Origin of the sequence: Caloranaerobacter longqiensis, from assembly GCF_050286925.1 — a bacterium.
Taxonomy (GTDB): Bacteria; Bacillota; Clostridia; order Tissierellales; family Thermohalobacteraceae; genus Caloranaerobacter.
In genome coordinates this window covers 35,215-49,920 of record NZ_JBFWFX010000001.1, presented here as the reverse complement: position 1 = coordinate 49,920, position 14,706 = coordinate 35,215, and the positions used below count along the sequence as shown (strand labels likewise).

Below are 14,706 nucleotides of genomic sequence, written 5' to 3'. Positions count from 1 at the left end.
TAAAAGATTTTATTAAGGGGTGATTTTTTGCAACAAAAATTTTCATGTATTCAACCTATAAATCCAACTAAAAAACAGAGACATAAACTTTTAATAAATGCATTAAATAAAGTATGTAGATTAAACGATTACAATAATATTATCTCATTACTTAATCCTCCTGAAGAAATAACTTCTTTAGCTATGCCAGGTATTTTTAAAGGTATAAAAATAGGAATTATAGGCGCTGGTTTAGCAGGGTTATCATCAGCGTTTGAACTTCGAAAAATAGGTTTTAATATAACTTTATTCGAAGCTTCAGAAAATCGTATAGGTGGAAGAGTCTATACGTATTATTTTGATAAAGATAAAAAACTTTACGGCGAATTAGGTCCTATGAGAATCCCCGTTTCACATGAAACTACATGGCATTACATAGATTTATTTAACCTAAAAACTAGGCCTTTCATACAAGATAATCCAAATGCTTTTATTTACTTAAGAAATACAAGAGTTAGAAATGATCCTAAAGGAAAAAATGTAATGGAAAAAATATATCCTAAATACAAACTTACAAAATGGGAAAAACGAACTCCATGGCAAAAATTAGTGAATTATGGATTTGGAATACCTCTTTTAAATATGCCTCCAACTATAAGAAAAGAAATTTTACAAATCAAATCTATTTATCATCCTCAATTGCTATTTTGGACTAGACTTAATATGAGGCAGGTTCTGGAGTTTATGGGACTTAGTCAAGGAGCTATAGATTTGATATCTAATGTTGTACCTCTAGCAGGTTCGTTTTACTATTACAGTTATATAGAATTTTTACAAGAAGAATACCCTCAAGATTTTGCATATTTATACGAAATTGTAGATGGTCTTTCTAGTCTTCCATATGCTTTTTATAATTCTTTAATCTCAGAAAATCCAAAAGAATATAAAAACATCTCTATTGATAAATTAGGAAAAGTAATTTTTAAGACAGGATGTATAGTAACTGGAATTTATAATGACAATGTTAATAATAAAGTTTTAATTAAATATAAAATAAAAAATTCAAATCAAGAAATAAAAGAATCTTTTGATTATATAATTTGTGCAATTCCATTTTCTACCCTTAGAACTATAGAAATTTACCCACTCTTTAGTAATAATAAAATGCAAGCAATTAAAGAAGTAAATTATGCAAATGCACAAAAAACTCTATTTTTATGTAATAAACGTTTCTGGGAAGAAGGAAGCCCTTCTGAAAGAATAATTGGTGGTGGCTCACATACTGATCTTCCAATTTCATCTATATGGTATCCATCAGACCATGCTACCTGCAATTCAAATTGTTCGCCTTACGATCCTGGAGTTCTTTTAGCTTCATATAATTTCAACTTAGATGCTGTAAGACTCGGCAACTTGGAAGATAACGATAGATTTACAGAAATAAAAAGAGAAATTGAAATGGTTCATGGTCTAAAAAAAGGTTATTTAGATAGTATTGTGACAGATTATAAAACCATACAATGGAACAATGAACTTCTGTTTAGAGGGGCATTCTGCTATTTCTTGCCTGAACAAAAAAAGCTATTTTCTTACACTATGATAAAGCCAGAATTCAATAATAAGGTTTTTTTCGCAGGTGAACATACTTCCCCTAAGCATGGATGGATGCAGGGTGCGTTAAATAGTGGAATGAAAGCAGCAAACAAATTAGTTGAAAAATGCATAAAAGAAAGACCCTAACTGGGTCTTTCTTATGTATTTATAATTATTCTTGTACTGGTGCATCTACTGGACATACATTTGCGCAAGCACCGCACTCAATGCAACCATCTGCATCAATTACATATTTATCTTCTCCTGGACTAATAACATTTACAGGACACTCTGGCTCGCATGCTCCACAGCTGATGCAAGCATCTGTAATTTTGTAAGCCATTAGGTTCACCTCCTTCTGGGAATAAAAGAATCTCAACTTCTTCCTCTGAACATAAAGTCCGAGGTTTTTTATAAGCAGATTCTTCTGAAACTTTACCAATATTCATCTTGATTTACAAAAAGTCAAGATGAATATCGTAATCGATATAACACTATAAGTAGTGTTCTCCTTTATTTTAACATTTATTATTGTTTTATAAAAGTACTTTTATTATTTTTAACATAGATTAACGTCAATGTTTTTCCACAGTAATGTCATAAAATTGTCACAAAACGATTCTATAATTAAATTAAAAATATGAAAATGGGAGTTGATAAAATGAAAAAAAAGAAATTAACCAAAATTAAACCTCGCATTATTGTTCAAATTTTATTTTTCATAATAATAGCAATTATTAGTATAAATCATACGCTAAGTGAATCAAATATAAATATCCCACTTTTTTCTAACGCTTCACTCCATGCATTATGCCCATTTGGAGGTGTAGTTTCAATATACCAATTCATAACTGTTGGAACTTTCGTTAAAAAAATACATACATCTTCTTTTATTCTCATGTTACTAGTTTTATTATTAGCACTACTATTTGGACCTGTATTCTGCGGTTGGATATGCCCACTTGGTTCAATACAAGAATGGTTCGGCAAAATCGGCAAAAAAATATTCAGAAAAAAATATAATCGTTTTATCCCATATAAGATAGACAAATATCTCAGATTTTTAAGATATGGAGTCTTAGCTTGGGTACTATATATGACAGCAGTTTCTGGTAAATTAGTCTTTTCTAATATTGACCCTTATTATGCTTTATTTAATTTCTGGAGCGGCGAAGCAGCTATAGGCGGTATATTAGTTCTTATTTTAACTTTAATACTTTCTTTATTCGTAGAAAGACCTTGGTGTAAATATGCCTGCCCATATGGAGCTTTACTAGGGATATTTAACTTTTTCAGGATATTTAAAGTCAGAAGAAACTCTAAAACATGTGTAAACTGCAATGTATGTTCTAAAGTTTGTCCTATGAATATAGAAGTTGCAAAAAATCAAGTTGTAAAAAATCATCAATGTATAACATGTTTAGAATGTACATCTGAAAATAATTGTCCTATACCATCAACTGTAGAATTATCTACGAAAGGAGGCAAATAATAATGAAAATTAAGTCCTACTCGCTTGGTTTAACAATTTTTATTATATTATTTGGTGGTATATTAACAACATCATATTTAAACTTGTGGCAAACTGAATCTGCTAAAATACCTGCAAGATTTAAAGAAGGTGAATTTAAAGGTCAATATAATCCAGCAGATATAAGAGGTTCATATACTTTTCAAGATATCAGTACTTTATTTGAAATTCCCATTGATAAATTACAATTTGCCTTTCATCTTGAAAATATAGATGATATTTCTTCTTTTAAAAGCAAAGATTTAGAAAATATTTTTAGTAATCAGCTAGATGAAGGTATAGAAATAGGTAGTGATTCGGTGAAACTATTTGTAGCCTTATACAAAGGATTGCCTTATGAACCAGAAGAAAATACTTATTTACCTAAAAATGCAGTTGACTTACTGAAATCTTTAGGAACTCTTAATGAAAAAGAATTAGATTATATTGAAAATCATAAAGTTGATATTACATCTCCAATTGAAACACAAACAAAAGTAAGTGAAGATAGTAGCGAAAATGAATACATTATAAAAGGTAAAACTACTTTTAAAGAACTATTAGATTGGGGATTAGATAAAGAAACCATTGAAGACATAATAAAAAATAAAATCCCTAGCACAAGTATTACAATAAGAGACTTTTGTAATAATGAAGGTATTGAATTTTCCGAAATAAAAGAACTTTTACAAGCAGAATTAAATAAATCAAATAAATAAGGAGGTCATTTTAGACCTCTTTATCTTTATCTTCTTCATCTTCATTTACAACTTCAATTTCATCAACTGAAAATAAAAATATTTCTTCTGTGTCCCCTTGTTTAACTTTAACCTTTACTGACTCTAGTAATGTATTAGTTTCTATAACTATACCATTCCCCTTTGGAGTAACAACTAAAGCTCCAATTTCAGGCAGCTTTTCTAATGATTTTTCATAAGTCTCGTGCTCATATTTTAAACAACACATAAGCCTACCACAAATTCCTGAAATCTTAGTTGGATTTAATGATAAATTCTGTTCTTTTGCCATTTTTATAGAAACAGGTTCAAACTCACCTAAAAAGCTAGCACAACACATAGCCCTTCCACAAGGCCCAAGTCCTCCTATCATTTTAGCTTCATCTCTTACTCCGATTTGCCTTAATTCAATTCTAGTTCTAAATACTGAAGCCAAATCTCTTACAAGTTCTCTAAAATCAACTCTACCATCAGCTGTAAAATAGAATATAACCTTATTGTTGTCAAATGTATATTCAACATCTATTAGTTTCATTTCTAAACCATGTTCTTCTATTTTTTTTAAGCATATATCAAAAGCAATATTTTCTTTTTCCTTATTTTCATAATGCTTTTCTATATCTTCTTCAGTTGCTACTCTTATTACAGGCTTTAAAGGAGAAATTATTTCTTCTTCACTCACTTCTTTCGGTCCTACTACAACCTGCCCAAATTCTACACCTCTAACTGTTTCAACAATCACATAATCATTTTTCTTAATTTCTAATTCAGCTGGATCAAAATAATATATCTTGCCAGCCTTTTTGAATCTAACTCCTACTACAGTAACCATAAAAACTATACCTCCTGCTGCACTTTTAGAAGCATAACTTCAATAGCCAGCTGAAAATTAACATTAGAAGTTATATCTTCTTTAGTTTTTTCAATATTTTCTATTATATCACTTACTTTTTCCATTGACAGAGTATTACTATGCTTATATATAAGCTCTATTTTATCTTTATTCATTATAAATCTAGTATCTCCTGTTGCTTTAATAATCATAATATCTCTAAACCAAATTGTTAATAAATCCAATATCTCTTCTATATTTTCCTTATTCTCAACAAAAATTTGACTCAAACTAAATATTCTAAATTTGTCTGAGTAAATAATATCATCTATAGCAGAAATAATATCCTCTCTTAATTTTCTAAATTCTTCAGATTGTATTAATTTAACAGCCTTTCCTACTATCCCGTTTGAAAATGAAGCTATAAAACTTGCTTCTTCCCTAGAACAACCATACTTGTTCACTAATAATTTCTCTATCTTTTCGTTCTCAACATATGAAAACTTTATTCCTTGACATCTTGAAACTATAGTAGGCAAAAGGCTCTTACTATTATCAGTTATAAGTATAATGACTGCATATTCAGGTGGCTCTTCCAAAGTCTTAAGAAAACTATTTTGTGCCTCCTGAGTCATTTTATATGCATCTTCTATAACATATACTCTTCTTATACCCTCATAAGGCAACATTCTGATAGAATGAAGTAATTTTTCTATTTGTTCTCTTTTTATAGAATTCCCTTCAGGATTTATTATATCAAAATCTGGATGATTTCCTGAATCGAATTTAAGACATGATGAACATTTATTGCATGGCTCTATGCCTTTTTTTTCACATAACAGAGTTTTAGCAAAGACAAAAGCAAGTTTCTTTTTACCCATAGATTTAGGTCCTTCAAAAAGGTAACCATGAGCTACACTATCATTTCTAATTGCATTTTGAAGCTTTGAAATATTTTGTTCATGCCCTATTATATCATTAAAATCCATACTTTATCCTCCAACTACAGATAAATATCTAAAATAAGTCCCCTAATATCGTCAAGTCTTTTTAATATATTTAGATTGTCTTTTTCCTTTTTCAATACATCTTCCGTTAACTTCTCAAGTTCTTTGTCTACTTTCTTTATTATAGCATAAATCCTATGCCTTCCTCTTCTATCAAGAAAACTATTTTTACTAAATTTAACCATAGATTCCAAAGCTTCTTTCATAAATTGTGAAACTAATTTTTTATAAGCTATCAACTCACCTATATCTATCTTTTTAGATAATCTCTCTGCCTGCTTGTCTATCTGCTTTAGCAGCAAATCTAATCTTTCTTTTTTATTTAGCCCTTCCATAATCTTTAGAGATTGACTAAATTTTATTCTATTAACATCACTTTTATTACTAACTTCATTAATTTTGTTAAGCGTTTTGCCGTTTTTACCGGATATATCACTTATTTTCATAAAAAATCCTCCTATATCTTTTCAAAACGGTCTACATCAACTACAAATATTGTTGCACCACCAACTTGAACCTCAACAGGATACGGCACGTAAACTCCTGAAGATACAGTTGTAAGTGAAGGAGAAGTTGTAACTTGCTTTCTTGAATGACAAAGCTCCTTTATGATTTTAATAACTTCATCAACCTTTTCTTTTTCGACACCTATCAGTAGTGTAGTGTTACCTGATTTTAGAAATCCTCCTGTAGATGCTAATTTAGTAATACCATAATTATTTTCCATAAGAACATCTATTAATTTAGGAGCATCTTCATCCTGAACTATTGCTATAATAAGTTTCATCTTAACACCTCCTTTTCGTTTAATTCTAACAGTCTATCTATTACATTTTTTACCTGTTTAAATGTATTTTCAATATCACAAGCTGCATTAATTACTTCTATCCTATGCGAATACATTTCTCTGATCTTCATATATCCCTCATACACTTTTCTATGAAATTCTACATTCTCCTTATCAAGTCTATCTCTTGTAGTTCTATTTCCTATTCTCTTTAAAGCAACATCTACATCTATATCAAAAAATAAAGTAATATCAGGCTCAAGCCCTTCTGTTGCAAAATCATTTATTTCTTTAATTTTCTCAATTCCTAATCCTCTAGCAAAACCTTGATACACTAAACTAGAATCTACAAATCTATCACATATAACTATTTTCCCTTTTCTTAAAGCTGGTAAAATAGTTTCATATACATGTTGCGCCCTAGATGCTGCATATAGTAAAGCTTCTGTATGTGGCGACATATTTGTATTAGATGTATCTAAAATAACCTTTCTTATATCCTCACTAATTCTAGTTCCACCAGGTTCTCTAGTTACTACTACATTATAGCCTTTATCTTTTAAATATTCCTCTAGTAACCTTATTTGTGTACTCTTACCTGACCCGTCTGGACCCTCTATTGTAATAAATATTCCTCTCATTTGTACCATCCTTTACTTTATAATCTTAATTTCATTCATATCTTTACTAAGACCTAAAATTTGTATTTTCATCGTTTTTAAATAATTAATATATTCTACTATACTTTCTGTAATTTCTTCTCCTGGACATAATATCGGTATCCCTGGTGGATAAGGTATAACAAAATTAGCTGATATTCTACCAATACTCTTAGTAATTAAAATATTTTCTACTTCACTATAAAAAGCATCATAAATAGAAGTTCTTGTTTTTGGTTTAATATATTTAAAATCTACTTTGTCCACTTTATCTGCTCTATAAACTTCTTTTTTGGCTATATCTTCAATAGCTAATGCCAATTTTTCTAGATCTTCATATTCATCAAAAACTGTAGTCAATGCTAATACATAATAAATATCAGACATCTCTACCTGTATATCATAATCTCTACTTAAAATTTCCTCTAATCTACTTCCATTTATGTTTATACCCGTAAGATTAATCAATATTTTAGTTATATCAAAATCAAAACATACTTTTTTATCTCTGTTATTAAAGACTTCAACTCCCTCAATGTTATTCATAAAAGACGTAATTTCCTCTATATTTTCTATTAAAGTATTCAGTTTTTGCTTACCTTCCTTAGCCATATAAGCTCTAGCAAAATCAAGCGAAGACATTAAAATATAAGAAGGGCTTGTAGTCATATGAATTGTAAGCATTGTTTCTAGTCTTTCTAAATCAACTCTATTGCTGCATACATGAATCATAGATGATTGTGTAAATGCAGGCAAAGTCTTATGTGTACTCTGTAAAACTATATCTGCACCAGATTCAATGGCAGATTTAGGTAGTTTGTTGCTAAATATAAGATGACTGCCATGCGCTTCATCTACTATTAAAATTTTATTATATTTATGTACTATTTTAGCTATGCTCTCTACATCACTACATACACCAAAATATGAAGGATTTGTTATAACAACAGCTTTAATATCACTATGTTTTAAAAGTGCTTTTTCTATATCATCAGGATTTATATCAGTAACTATATTATACTCACTATTATAGTTAGGATATATATATATCGGATTTAATTTTCCTAATATTATAGCATTATATACCGATTTATGACAGTTTCTCTGGATTAAAATTTTATCGCCTGGTTTGGTAGATGACATTATTGCAGCATAAATACCACCAGTAGTACCATTAACTGAGTAGTAAGTTCTTTTTGTCTTAAATGTTTTAGAAGCTAACTTAAGACTCTCTAGTATTATTGAATTAGGTGAGTGTAAATTATCTGTTCCTTCAATCTCAGTAACGTCTATTTGAGGAATTAAATTTGCCCAATCTATCAAAGCTTTTTTACCTTTATGCCCTGGCATATGAAATCTCGTTTTATTTTTATTAATATAATGGTCTAATCCTTCTATAATAGGCACTCTCATAAAGTTCCTCCTAATGTATAAATTCTACTAATACTATTTTTCTCCTTTATCTGTATTATAATCTAATCTATACAAAACAAAAAGACATGGAATGAATAAACCCATGTCAATAAAATTTAATTTGAACCTATTAAATATTCTATCCAAATATGTTTAATTATCGTCTTGTAATATTCATATTTTATATCTTTAACATCTATGTTAATAATATCGTATTCACATTCTTTGCATATATGTACTCCTAATAAATCTATCCCATTATAATCTAACTTATTGCACATTTTACATATTTTTAGGTCCATTTTACCATCCCCTTAAATAATTATTAACTAGATTTTTACCCTTTTTTAATATTTTATTCGTAAAGCATGCCAAAAGTTCGTCATTACCTTGTATTATTTAATATCATTTATCACTTTATAAAAACTAATAAATGTTATAATAGAAACATAATTAGTATAATTTAAGGGGGAATACAATGGAATTTAATCTAAATGAATTTTTACTCGCTGTATCATGGGCATTAGATTTCATTGAAACTGACATACTTGGAGTACCTTTAAATCACTCAAAAAGAGTTGCATACATCTCTTTAAAAATGGCTGAAGAAATGGGAATGCAACCAGAAGAAATTTTCGATTTAGTATCGCTAGCCCTTTTACATGATAACAGTATAAGTGAAAAAGCCATACACGATACCCTTCAAAATAGGAATGTAGATATATTAAACAGTATTGAAAGCTGTAGAAAGCACTGTATTATATCTGAAGAAAATTTGAAAAATTACCCATTCTTGACTAATGTTGAAGGTGTAATTTTATATCATCATGAAAATTATGATGGAAGCGGTTTTTTTGGCAAAAAAGAAGATAGTATTCCTTTAATGTCTCAAATAATTTCCTTAGCTGATACATTAGACTTAAAATTTGACTTGAAAAATTCATATTTTAAAAATAGAAATGAAGTACTATCCTTCGTAAAGGCTAATGAGAACAAACTATTCTCTAGTAAGTTAGTTAATATATTTCTGAAAGTCAGTAAAAACACCAGCTTTTGGCTGGATTTGAAAGATGAATACATAATTAAAGCATTAAAGTCTAATGTACCCTCATTTAGTAAAAATTTGAATCTAAAAAAAATACATGATATAACAAGAGTTTTCTCAAAAATTATAGACTCTAAATCTAAATTTACACTTAAACATTCATATGGATTAAGCTTAAAAGTGTCTGAAATGAGCGATTATTATAATAAAGATAGAGAAGAAAAACTAAAATTAATTATCGCTGCAGATTTACACGATTTAGGAAAACTAGCAATACCTAATTCTATATTAGATAAAAATAGTAAATTGACAGAAAAAGAATTTGATATAATAAAAACTCATACTTATTATACTAGAATAGTTTTAAGCGAAATAAGCGGTTTTAAAGAAATTACTGAATGGGCAGCAAATCACCATGAAAAATTAGATGGTTCAGGATATCCTTTTGGAAAAAATAATAAACAATTGGATTTTAACTCAAGACTTATGGCTTGTTTAGATATTTATCAAGCACTTACTGAAGAAAGACCTTATCGTAAACCTATGCCTCACTATAAAGCTATAGAAATTTTGAGACAAATAGCAAATAGTGGAGGTATTGATATTGCAATAGTAAACGATATTGATAAAGTTTTTTCTAAATAATACTTTTAAATTTGCAGTATATTTATAATTAAACTACCTTAAATACAAGAACTTGACAATTTTTTAATAAATAATTATAGTAATACTTGGATGGTATTACTCTAAAATAACTAAAAATTTTATAAATCCCTCCAGGGATTAACAAACTTTATTATTTTTCAATACCTAACAGCCAATTTACGCTGACACCTAAAAGTTTAGAAAAAGCTACTAATTCATAATCGGTAACTATCCTTTTACATTGTTCTATTTTTGATATACTCGCTCTATCTATATATACGCCCATAGTTTGTAATTTTATAGAAACTTGCTGTTGGGTTAGATTATTTTTTAAACGTGCTATTTTCAATCTTTTACCAATTAAATTTTTGTCTTGTTTATAGTTTATTAGTTTCATATACAATATTCACCTCTTAACATTATTTAATTTAAGAGTATTTTATTTTTTTGAAAACTATGTTCTAATAAAGAACAATGAGTCAAAAATAGGTCTATTGGGGGATGTGAAAATGAAAGAAGGCATTATTTTATTATTATGTGAAAATGGAGGGATTTTATTCTGTAATTCAGAAAAATCGGAATTCTATAACTCTTTAGTAAAAAACTCTAATATTTTAAATTTAAGTAAAGATAAAGACCAAAATAAAATAAAATATAAAGAATATATAATAACAAGTAAAAAAATATTACATAAGGATAATGTATTTTATTTAATTTCAATAACTGCAGATATATTCAACATAGATTATTATAAGAAACTTGCATACATAGATTCTCTTACTAATTTACATAATAGAAATTTCTGGGAACATTTTAAGAACGGTATTTTAAATTTCCCTAAATATAAAACATATGGACTTATAATAATAGATATGGATAATTTAAAAAGTATAAATGATAATTGGGGACACAGTTCAGGAGATAAAGCTATAAAAATAGTTTCACAATCTATTAAAGAATCTATAAGAAAAAAAGATATACCAATAAGATATGGTGGAGATGAATTTATAATTATAGTTCCTAATGTAGGAAATGATATAATTAAAAAAATAATAAACAGAATTAAACGTAATATCTCGCTAAAAAGTAAAAAAGTTCCTTTCACTATTAGTGTAACCTTTGGATTTGCTAATACAAATAGTATTAATAATCTACAGTTGGCTTTTGAAAAAGCAGACTATTTTATGTATAAAAGAAAAAAAAACAAAATTTAAATTTAATATAGAGAAAAAATTATACAAAAAGCTGAGAATTTTTAATATCCTCAGCTTTCTACATTACTAAAAACTTTGTTACCTAAAGCTTTTAATAACCTTTCACCTGGTTTAAAGATAAATCTATATCTTTTACCTTCCTTCTCAAATTCTCCAAAATAAAATTTATCATATTCCTTATCACAGATAAATTTATAAGTATAAGCAATGCTTTCATCATTTTTTAACTCTCTATAAGGCTTTATAATTTTTATATCATCTATAGGAACTTTCAAGATTAAACTGTTTTTCTTACCAACACTTCTTTCAAATAGAAGTTCATCATCTACTAAAATATAAGTGTAGCATTCTAATAACCTTTTTATTATAAATATACAAACACCTATAGAAAGTATTAATATGATAATACTAGCAATACCAGCATATTTTTCACCTAATTTATTACATAATGTTATGAGAAAATTCACACCTATTACAGAAATTAATATCATTAAAATAACTTCCCAAAAAGGTTTTGGTTTTTTTGTTATCACCTCTTTTATGACATTTCTCATAATTCTCTTCCTTTCATATCATACTTTCTAAGCATTTATTATATTTTTTACGGCTTCTGATACTCTTTTTACAACTCTTTTATCAAATGGATTAGGTATTATATAATCACTATTTAATTCATCATCTTCTATAATAGATGCAATTGCATGAGCTGCTGCTATTTTCATATCATCATTTATAGATTTTGCCTTAGCATCTAAAGCTCCTCTAAAAATACCAGGAAAAGCTAATACATTATTTATCTGATTACTAAAATCAGATCTACCCGTAGCAACTATTTTTGCACCATGTTCTTTTGCAATATCAGGCATAATCTCTGGTACAGGATTAGAAAGAGCAAATATAATTGGGTCATCATTCATACTCTGAATCATATCTCCTGTTAAAACTCCTGGTACTGACACTCCTATAAATACATCTTTGTCCTTAATTACATCTCTAAGCTGCCCCTTTTCTTCTCTTGGATTTGTGATATGAGAAATTTCTTCTTTAACCCAATTTAAACCTTCTCTACCTTTATAAATAGCTCCTTTACTATCACATACAATTATATCTTTTATCCCTACTTTTAAAAGTAATTTACAAATTGCTATTCCTGCAGCTCCTGCCCCATTAATAACTATTTTGAAGCTCTTTAATTCCCTTTTTAAAAGCCTTGCACTATTTAAAAGACCTGCCAATACTACAATAGCTGTACCATGCTGATCATCATGAAATACAGGAATATCTAGTTCTTTTTTTAACCTTTCCTCTATTTCAAAACATCTTGGAGCTGAAATATCCTCAAGATTTATACCTCCAAAGGATGAACTTATAAGTTTTACAGTATTAACTATTGTATCTATATCCTTAGAATTAATGCAAATCGGAAAACTATCTATATCCGCAAATTCTTTAAAAAGTATTGCTTTTCCTTCCATAACAGGTAATGCAGCATCTGCCCCTATATCTCCTAACCCTAAAACTGCACTACCATCTGTTACAACAGCAACCATATTACCTTTAGATGTATATTTATATATATTATTTTTATCTTCTTTTATACGTTTACAAGGCTCTGCAACTCCAGGTGTATATGCTAGTGATAAACTCTCTTTGTCAACAATATCAACTTTTGATTTGATAGAAATCTTACCTTTAGTTTTTTCATGTAATTTAAGAGATTTTTCACCTATATTCATAACCTTTCTCCTTCTATCTTTGATTTTTTAAGTTTATATCATACAAGTTATTTCCTCTACTATCTATAGCAACTATAACTGGTAAATCCTCAACATAAAGTTTTCTTATAGCTTCTGCCCCCAAATCTTCATAAGCTATAATTTCTGAGGATTTAATACAACTTGAAATCAAAGCTCCTGCTCCTCCTATAGCAACAAAGTACACACAATTATTTTCTACTATTGAATCAATAACATCTTTACTCCTATTACCTTTTCCTATCATTCCTTTTAATCCGACTTTCAATAATATAGGAGTATAATCATCCATTCTATAACTTGTAGTAGGTCCTGCTGATCCTATCACTTGCCCTGGTTTTGGTGGACATGGCCCAACATAATAGATTATAGAATTATTTATATCAAAAGGCAATCCTTCGCCATTTTTTAAACTGTCTACCATCCTTTTATGTGCTGCATCTCTAGCAGTATAAATAGTACCTGTAATATATACTCTATCTCCAGCATTTAATTTTTTTATAATATTATCATCTAATGGAGTAGTTATTTTTATTTCTTTCAATTAAATCCACCTTCTTATCTTCATAGCATTTCCCTATATTCTAATTTCTATTTCATAGCTCTACTTCTATATGTCTTGCTGCATGACAGTTTATATTAACTGCAACAGGTAATCCAGCGATATGAGTAGGAAAAACTTCTATATTTACAGATAAAGCTGTAACATTTCCTCCTAATCCCTGAGGACCTATTCCAGTTTTATTTATCTCATCTAATAGTTCTTTTTCTAATTTTTCTATATGCTTTATAGGACTATATTCTCCTAACTTTCTAAATAAAGCTTTCTTGGCTAATATACACGCTTTTTCCATTGTTCCCCCGATACCTACACCAACGACAATAGGAGGACAAGGATTAGCACCTGCACTTTTTACTACATCTAAAACAAATTTCTTGATGCCTTCAATCCCATCTGACGGCTTTAACATTTTTAAACCAGACATATTTTCACTTCCAAATCCCTTTGGGGCAAAACTTATTTTAAGTTTATCTCCATCGACTAAATCATAATGTATTATTGCAGGTGTATTATCCATAGTATTTTCTCTTATTATTGGGTCTTTAACTACTGATTTTCTTAAAAAACCCTCTTTATAACCTTGTCTAACTCCTTCATTTATTGCTTCAGTTAAATTCCCACCTTCTATATATACATCCTGTCCTATTTCAACAAAAAAAACTGCCATTCCAGTATCTTGACACATTGGCATTTGCTCATTTTTTGATATGTTTGCATTTAATATTAACTTGTCCAGAATGTCTTTTCCAATGGGAGATTGTTCTTTATCTCTAGCATCTTGCAGCTTTCTCAGCACATCTTCCCCTAATTCATAATTAGCCTTTATACACATTTCTTTAACTTTATCTATTATCTCACTTACATTTATCTTTCTCATTTTAAGTCATCTCCAAAAATATTCTTATATCTATTTTAATTAAAAAACAATCTAATTTCAATTCGTAATATGCTAGTTGATAAACATAAAAT

18 protein-coding genes are annotated in these 14,706 nt (G+C 28.6%); 5 read left to right on the top strand and 13 right to left on the bottom strand.

Annotated elements, in window-relative coordinates; genetic code table 11:
* Positions 1–27: 27 nt before the first annotated feature.
* Positions 28–1,719, top strand: coding sequence for a flavin monoamine oxidase family protein (locus AB4Y15_RS00305; RefSeq protein WP_427337712.1), 1,692 nt, complete (start codon positions 28–30; stop codon positions 1,717–1,719).
* 25 nt (positions 1,720–1,744) lie between these two features.
* On the opposite strand, the gene fdxA is transcribed toward AB4Y15_RS00305, so the two are convergent.
* Positions 1,745–1,951 carry a 4Fe-4S ferredoxin gene (gene fdxA, locus AB4Y15_RS00300; RefSeq protein ID WP_427338128.1) on the bottom strand — a complete coding sequence of 69 codons (207 nt, stop codon included), beginning with the start codon at positions 1,949–1,951 and terminating at the stop codon, positions 1,745–1,747.
* A 282-nt stretch (positions 1,952–2,233) separates the two neighbouring features.
* Between fdxA and AB4Y15_RS00295 the strand changes: the two genes are divergently transcribed.
* Positions 2,234–3,064 carry a 4Fe-4S binding protein gene (locus AB4Y15_RS00295; RefSeq protein WP_427337711.1) on the top strand — a complete coding sequence of 277 codons (831 nt, stop codon included), beginning with the start codon at positions 2,234–2,236 and terminating at the stop codon, positions 3,062–3,064.
* A 2-nt stretch (positions 3,065–3,066) separates the two neighbouring features.
* Positions 3,067–3,801 carry a hypothetical protein gene (locus tag AB4Y15_RS00290; protein WP_427337710.1) on the top strand — a complete coding sequence of 245 codons (735 nt, stop codon included), beginning with the start codon at positions 3,067–3,069 and terminating at the stop codon, positions 3,799–3,801.
* A gap of 10 nt (positions 3,802–3,811) precedes the next feature.
* Here AB4Y15_RS00290 and AB4Y15_RS00285 read toward each other — a convergent pair whose 3' ends face one another.
* The 7 genes from AB4Y15_RS00285 to AB4Y15_RS00255 form a co-directional block, all read right to left on the bottom strand.
* Entirely contained in the window at positions 3,812–4,651 is an 840-nt protein-coding gene (locus tag AB4Y15_RS00285; protein WP_427337708.1) for a PSP1 domain-containing protein, read from the bottom strand.
* 5 nt (positions 4,652–4,656) lie between these two features.
* Positions 4,657–5,640: a DNA polymerase III subunit delta' gene (gene holB / locus AB4Y15_RS00280; RefSeq protein WP_427337707.1), complete on the bottom strand. Its 984-nt coding sequence runs from the start codon at positions 5,638–5,640 to the stop codon at positions 4,657–4,659.
* 14 nt (positions 5,641–5,654) lie between these two features.
* The gene (locus AB4Y15_RS00275; RefSeq protein WP_427337706.1) at positions 5,655–6,104 is read right to left on the bottom strand and encodes a YaaR family protein; all 450 of its coding nucleotides are present in this window, start codon (positions 6,102–6,104) and stop codon (positions 5,655–5,657) included.
* A gap of 11 nt (positions 6,105–6,115) precedes the next feature.
* Positions 6,116–6,445 carry a cyclic di-AMP receptor DarA gene (locus tag AB4Y15_RS00270; protein ID WP_427337704.1) on the bottom strand — a complete coding sequence of 110 codons (330 nt, stop codon included), beginning with the start codon at positions 6,443–6,445 and terminating at the stop codon, positions 6,116–6,118.
* Positions 6,442–7,086, bottom strand: a complete 645-nt coding sequence (tmk, locus tag AB4Y15_RS00265) for a dTMP kinase (protein ID WP_427337703.1) — start codon at positions 7,084–7,086, stop codon at positions 6,442–6,444. Before tmk ends, AB4Y15_RS00270 begins: the two co-directional genes overlap by 4 nt.
* Before the next feature lie 12 nt (positions 7,087–7,098).
* Entirely contained in the window at positions 7,099–8,517 is a 1,419-nt protein-coding gene (locus AB4Y15_RS00260) for an aminotransferase class I/II-fold pyridoxal phosphate-dependent enzyme (protein ID WP_427337702.1), read from the bottom strand.
* 116 nt (positions 8,518–8,633) lie between these two features.
* Complete coding sequence (locus tag AB4Y15_RS00255) at positions 8,634–8,819, bottom strand: sigma factor G inhibitor Gin (protein WP_427337701.1); 186 nt, start codon at positions 8,817–8,819, stop codon at positions 8,634–8,636.
* Positions 8,820–8,995: 176 nt separating this feature from the next.
* On the opposite strand from AB4Y15_RS00255, the gene AB4Y15_RS00250 reads away from it, so the two are divergent.
* Positions 8,996–10,207 (top strand): HD-GYP domain-containing protein, encoded by a 1,212-nt coding sequence (locus AB4Y15_RS00250; RefSeq protein WP_427337700.1) that lies wholly within the window; start codon positions 8,996–8,998, stop codon positions 10,205–10,207.
* A gap of 151 nt (positions 10,208–10,358) precedes the next feature.
* On the opposite strand, the gene AB4Y15_RS00245 is transcribed toward AB4Y15_RS00250, so the two are convergent.
* Positions 10,359–10,604, bottom strand: coding sequence for a helix-turn-helix domain-containing protein (locus AB4Y15_RS00245; protein ID WP_427337699.1), 246 nt, complete (start codon positions 10,602–10,604; stop codon positions 10,359–10,361).
* A gap of 112 nt (positions 10,605–10,716) precedes the next feature.
* Between AB4Y15_RS00245 and AB4Y15_RS00240 the strand changes: the two genes are divergently transcribed.
* Positions 10,717–11,421 carry a diguanylate cyclase gene (locus AB4Y15_RS00240; protein WP_427337698.1) on the top strand — a complete coding sequence of 235 codons (705 nt, stop codon included), beginning with the start codon at positions 10,717–10,719 and terminating at the stop codon, positions 11,419–11,421.
* 50 nt (positions 11,422–11,471) lie between these two features.
* Here the strand turns inward: AB4Y15_RS00240 and AB4Y15_RS00235 are convergent, their stop codons facing one another.
* From AB4Y15_RS00235 to AB4Y15_RS00220, 4 genes are read right to left on the bottom strand one after another with little or no spacing between them, the layout of a single operon-like run.
* On the bottom strand, positions 11,472–11,975 hold the full coding sequence (locus AB4Y15_RS00235; protein ID WP_427337697.1) for a DUF6106 family protein: 504 nt from the start codon (positions 11,973–11,975) through the stop codon (positions 11,472–11,474).
* A 27-nt stretch (positions 11,976–12,002) separates the two neighbouring features.
* On the bottom strand, positions 12,003–13,157 hold the full coding sequence (locus AB4Y15_RS00230) for an NAD(P)-dependent malic enzyme (RefSeq protein WP_427337696.1): 1,155 nt from the start codon (positions 13,155–13,157) through the stop codon (positions 12,003–12,005).
* Positions 13,158–13,170: 13 nt separating this feature from the next.
* Complete coding sequence (locus AB4Y15_RS00225; RefSeq protein ID WP_427337695.1) at positions 13,171–13,719, bottom strand: Fe-S-containing hydro-lyase; 549 nt, start codon at positions 13,717–13,719, stop codon at positions 13,171–13,173.
* A gap of 52 nt (positions 13,720–13,771) precedes the next feature.
* Positions 13,772–14,614 (bottom strand): fumarate hydratase, encoded by an 843-nt coding sequence (locus tag AB4Y15_RS00220; RefSeq protein ID WP_427337694.1) that lies wholly within the window; start codon positions 14,612–14,614, stop codon positions 13,772–13,774.
* Positions 14,615–14,706: the final 92 nt, after the last annotated feature.

What these genes read in the sequence shown, in the direction of transcription:
- tmk (WP_427337703.1), bottom strand. Translation starts at nt 7,086, where the DNA reads ATGAGAGGAATATTTATTACAATAGAGGGTCCAGACGGGTCAGGTAAG.
- AB4Y15_RS00275 (WP_427337706.1), bottom strand. Translation starts at nt 6,104, where the DNA reads ATGAAAATAAGTGATATATCCGGTAAAAACGGCAAAACGCTTAACAAA.
- AB4Y15_RS00260 (WP_427337702.1), bottom strand. Translation starts at nt 8,517, where the DNA reads ATGAGAGTGCCTATTATAGAAGGATTAGACCATTATATTAATAAAAAT.
- AB4Y15_RS00230 (WP_427337696.1), bottom strand. Translation starts at nt 13,157, where the DNA reads ATGAATATAGGTGAAAAATCTCTTAAATTACATGAAAAAACTAAAGGT.
- AB4Y15_RS00285 (WP_427337708.1), bottom strand. Translation starts at nt 4,651, where the DNA reads ATGGTTACTGTAGTAGGAGTTAGATTCAAAAAGGCTGGCAAGATATAT.
- AB4Y15_RS00240 (WP_427337698.1), top strand. Translation starts at nt 10,717, where the DNA reads ATGAAAGAAGGCATTATTTTATTATTATGTGAAAATGGAGGGATTTTA.
- AB4Y15_RS00250 (WP_427337700.1), top strand. Translation starts at nt 8,996, where the DNA reads ATGGAATTTAATCTAAATGAATTTTTACTCGCTGTATCATGGGCATTA.
- AB4Y15_RS00295 (WP_427337711.1), top strand. Translation starts at nt 2,234, where the DNA reads ATGAAAAAAAAGAAATTAACCAAAATTAAACCTCGCATTATTGTTCAA.
- AB4Y15_RS00235 (WP_427337697.1), bottom strand. Translation starts at nt 11,975, where the DNA reads ATGAGAAATGTCATAAAAGAGGTGATAACAAAAAAACCAAAACCTTTT.
- AB4Y15_RS00255 (WP_427337701.1), bottom strand. Translation starts at nt 8,819, where the DNA reads ATGGACCTAAAAATATGTAAAATGTGCAATAAGTTAGATTATAATGGG.
- AB4Y15_RS00270 (WP_427337704.1), bottom strand. Translation starts at nt 6,445, where the DNA reads ATGAAACTTATTATAGCAATAGTTCAGGATGAAGATGCTCCTAAATTA.
- AB4Y15_RS00290 (WP_427337710.1), top strand. Translation starts at nt 3,067, where the DNA reads ATGAAAATTAAGTCCTACTCGCTTGGTTTAACAATTTTTATTATATTA.
- AB4Y15_RS00245 (WP_427337699.1), bottom strand. Translation starts at nt 10,604, where the DNA reads ATGAAACTAATAAACTATAAACAAGACAAAAATTTAATTGGTAAAAGA.
- holB (WP_427337707.1), bottom strand. Translation starts at nt 5,640, where the DNA reads ATGGATTTTAATGATATAATAGGGCATGAACAAAATATTTCAAAGCTT.
- AB4Y15_RS00220 (WP_427337694.1), bottom strand. Translation starts at nt 14,614, where the DNA reads ATGAGAAAGATAAATGTAAGTGAGATAATAGATAAAGTTAAAGAAATG.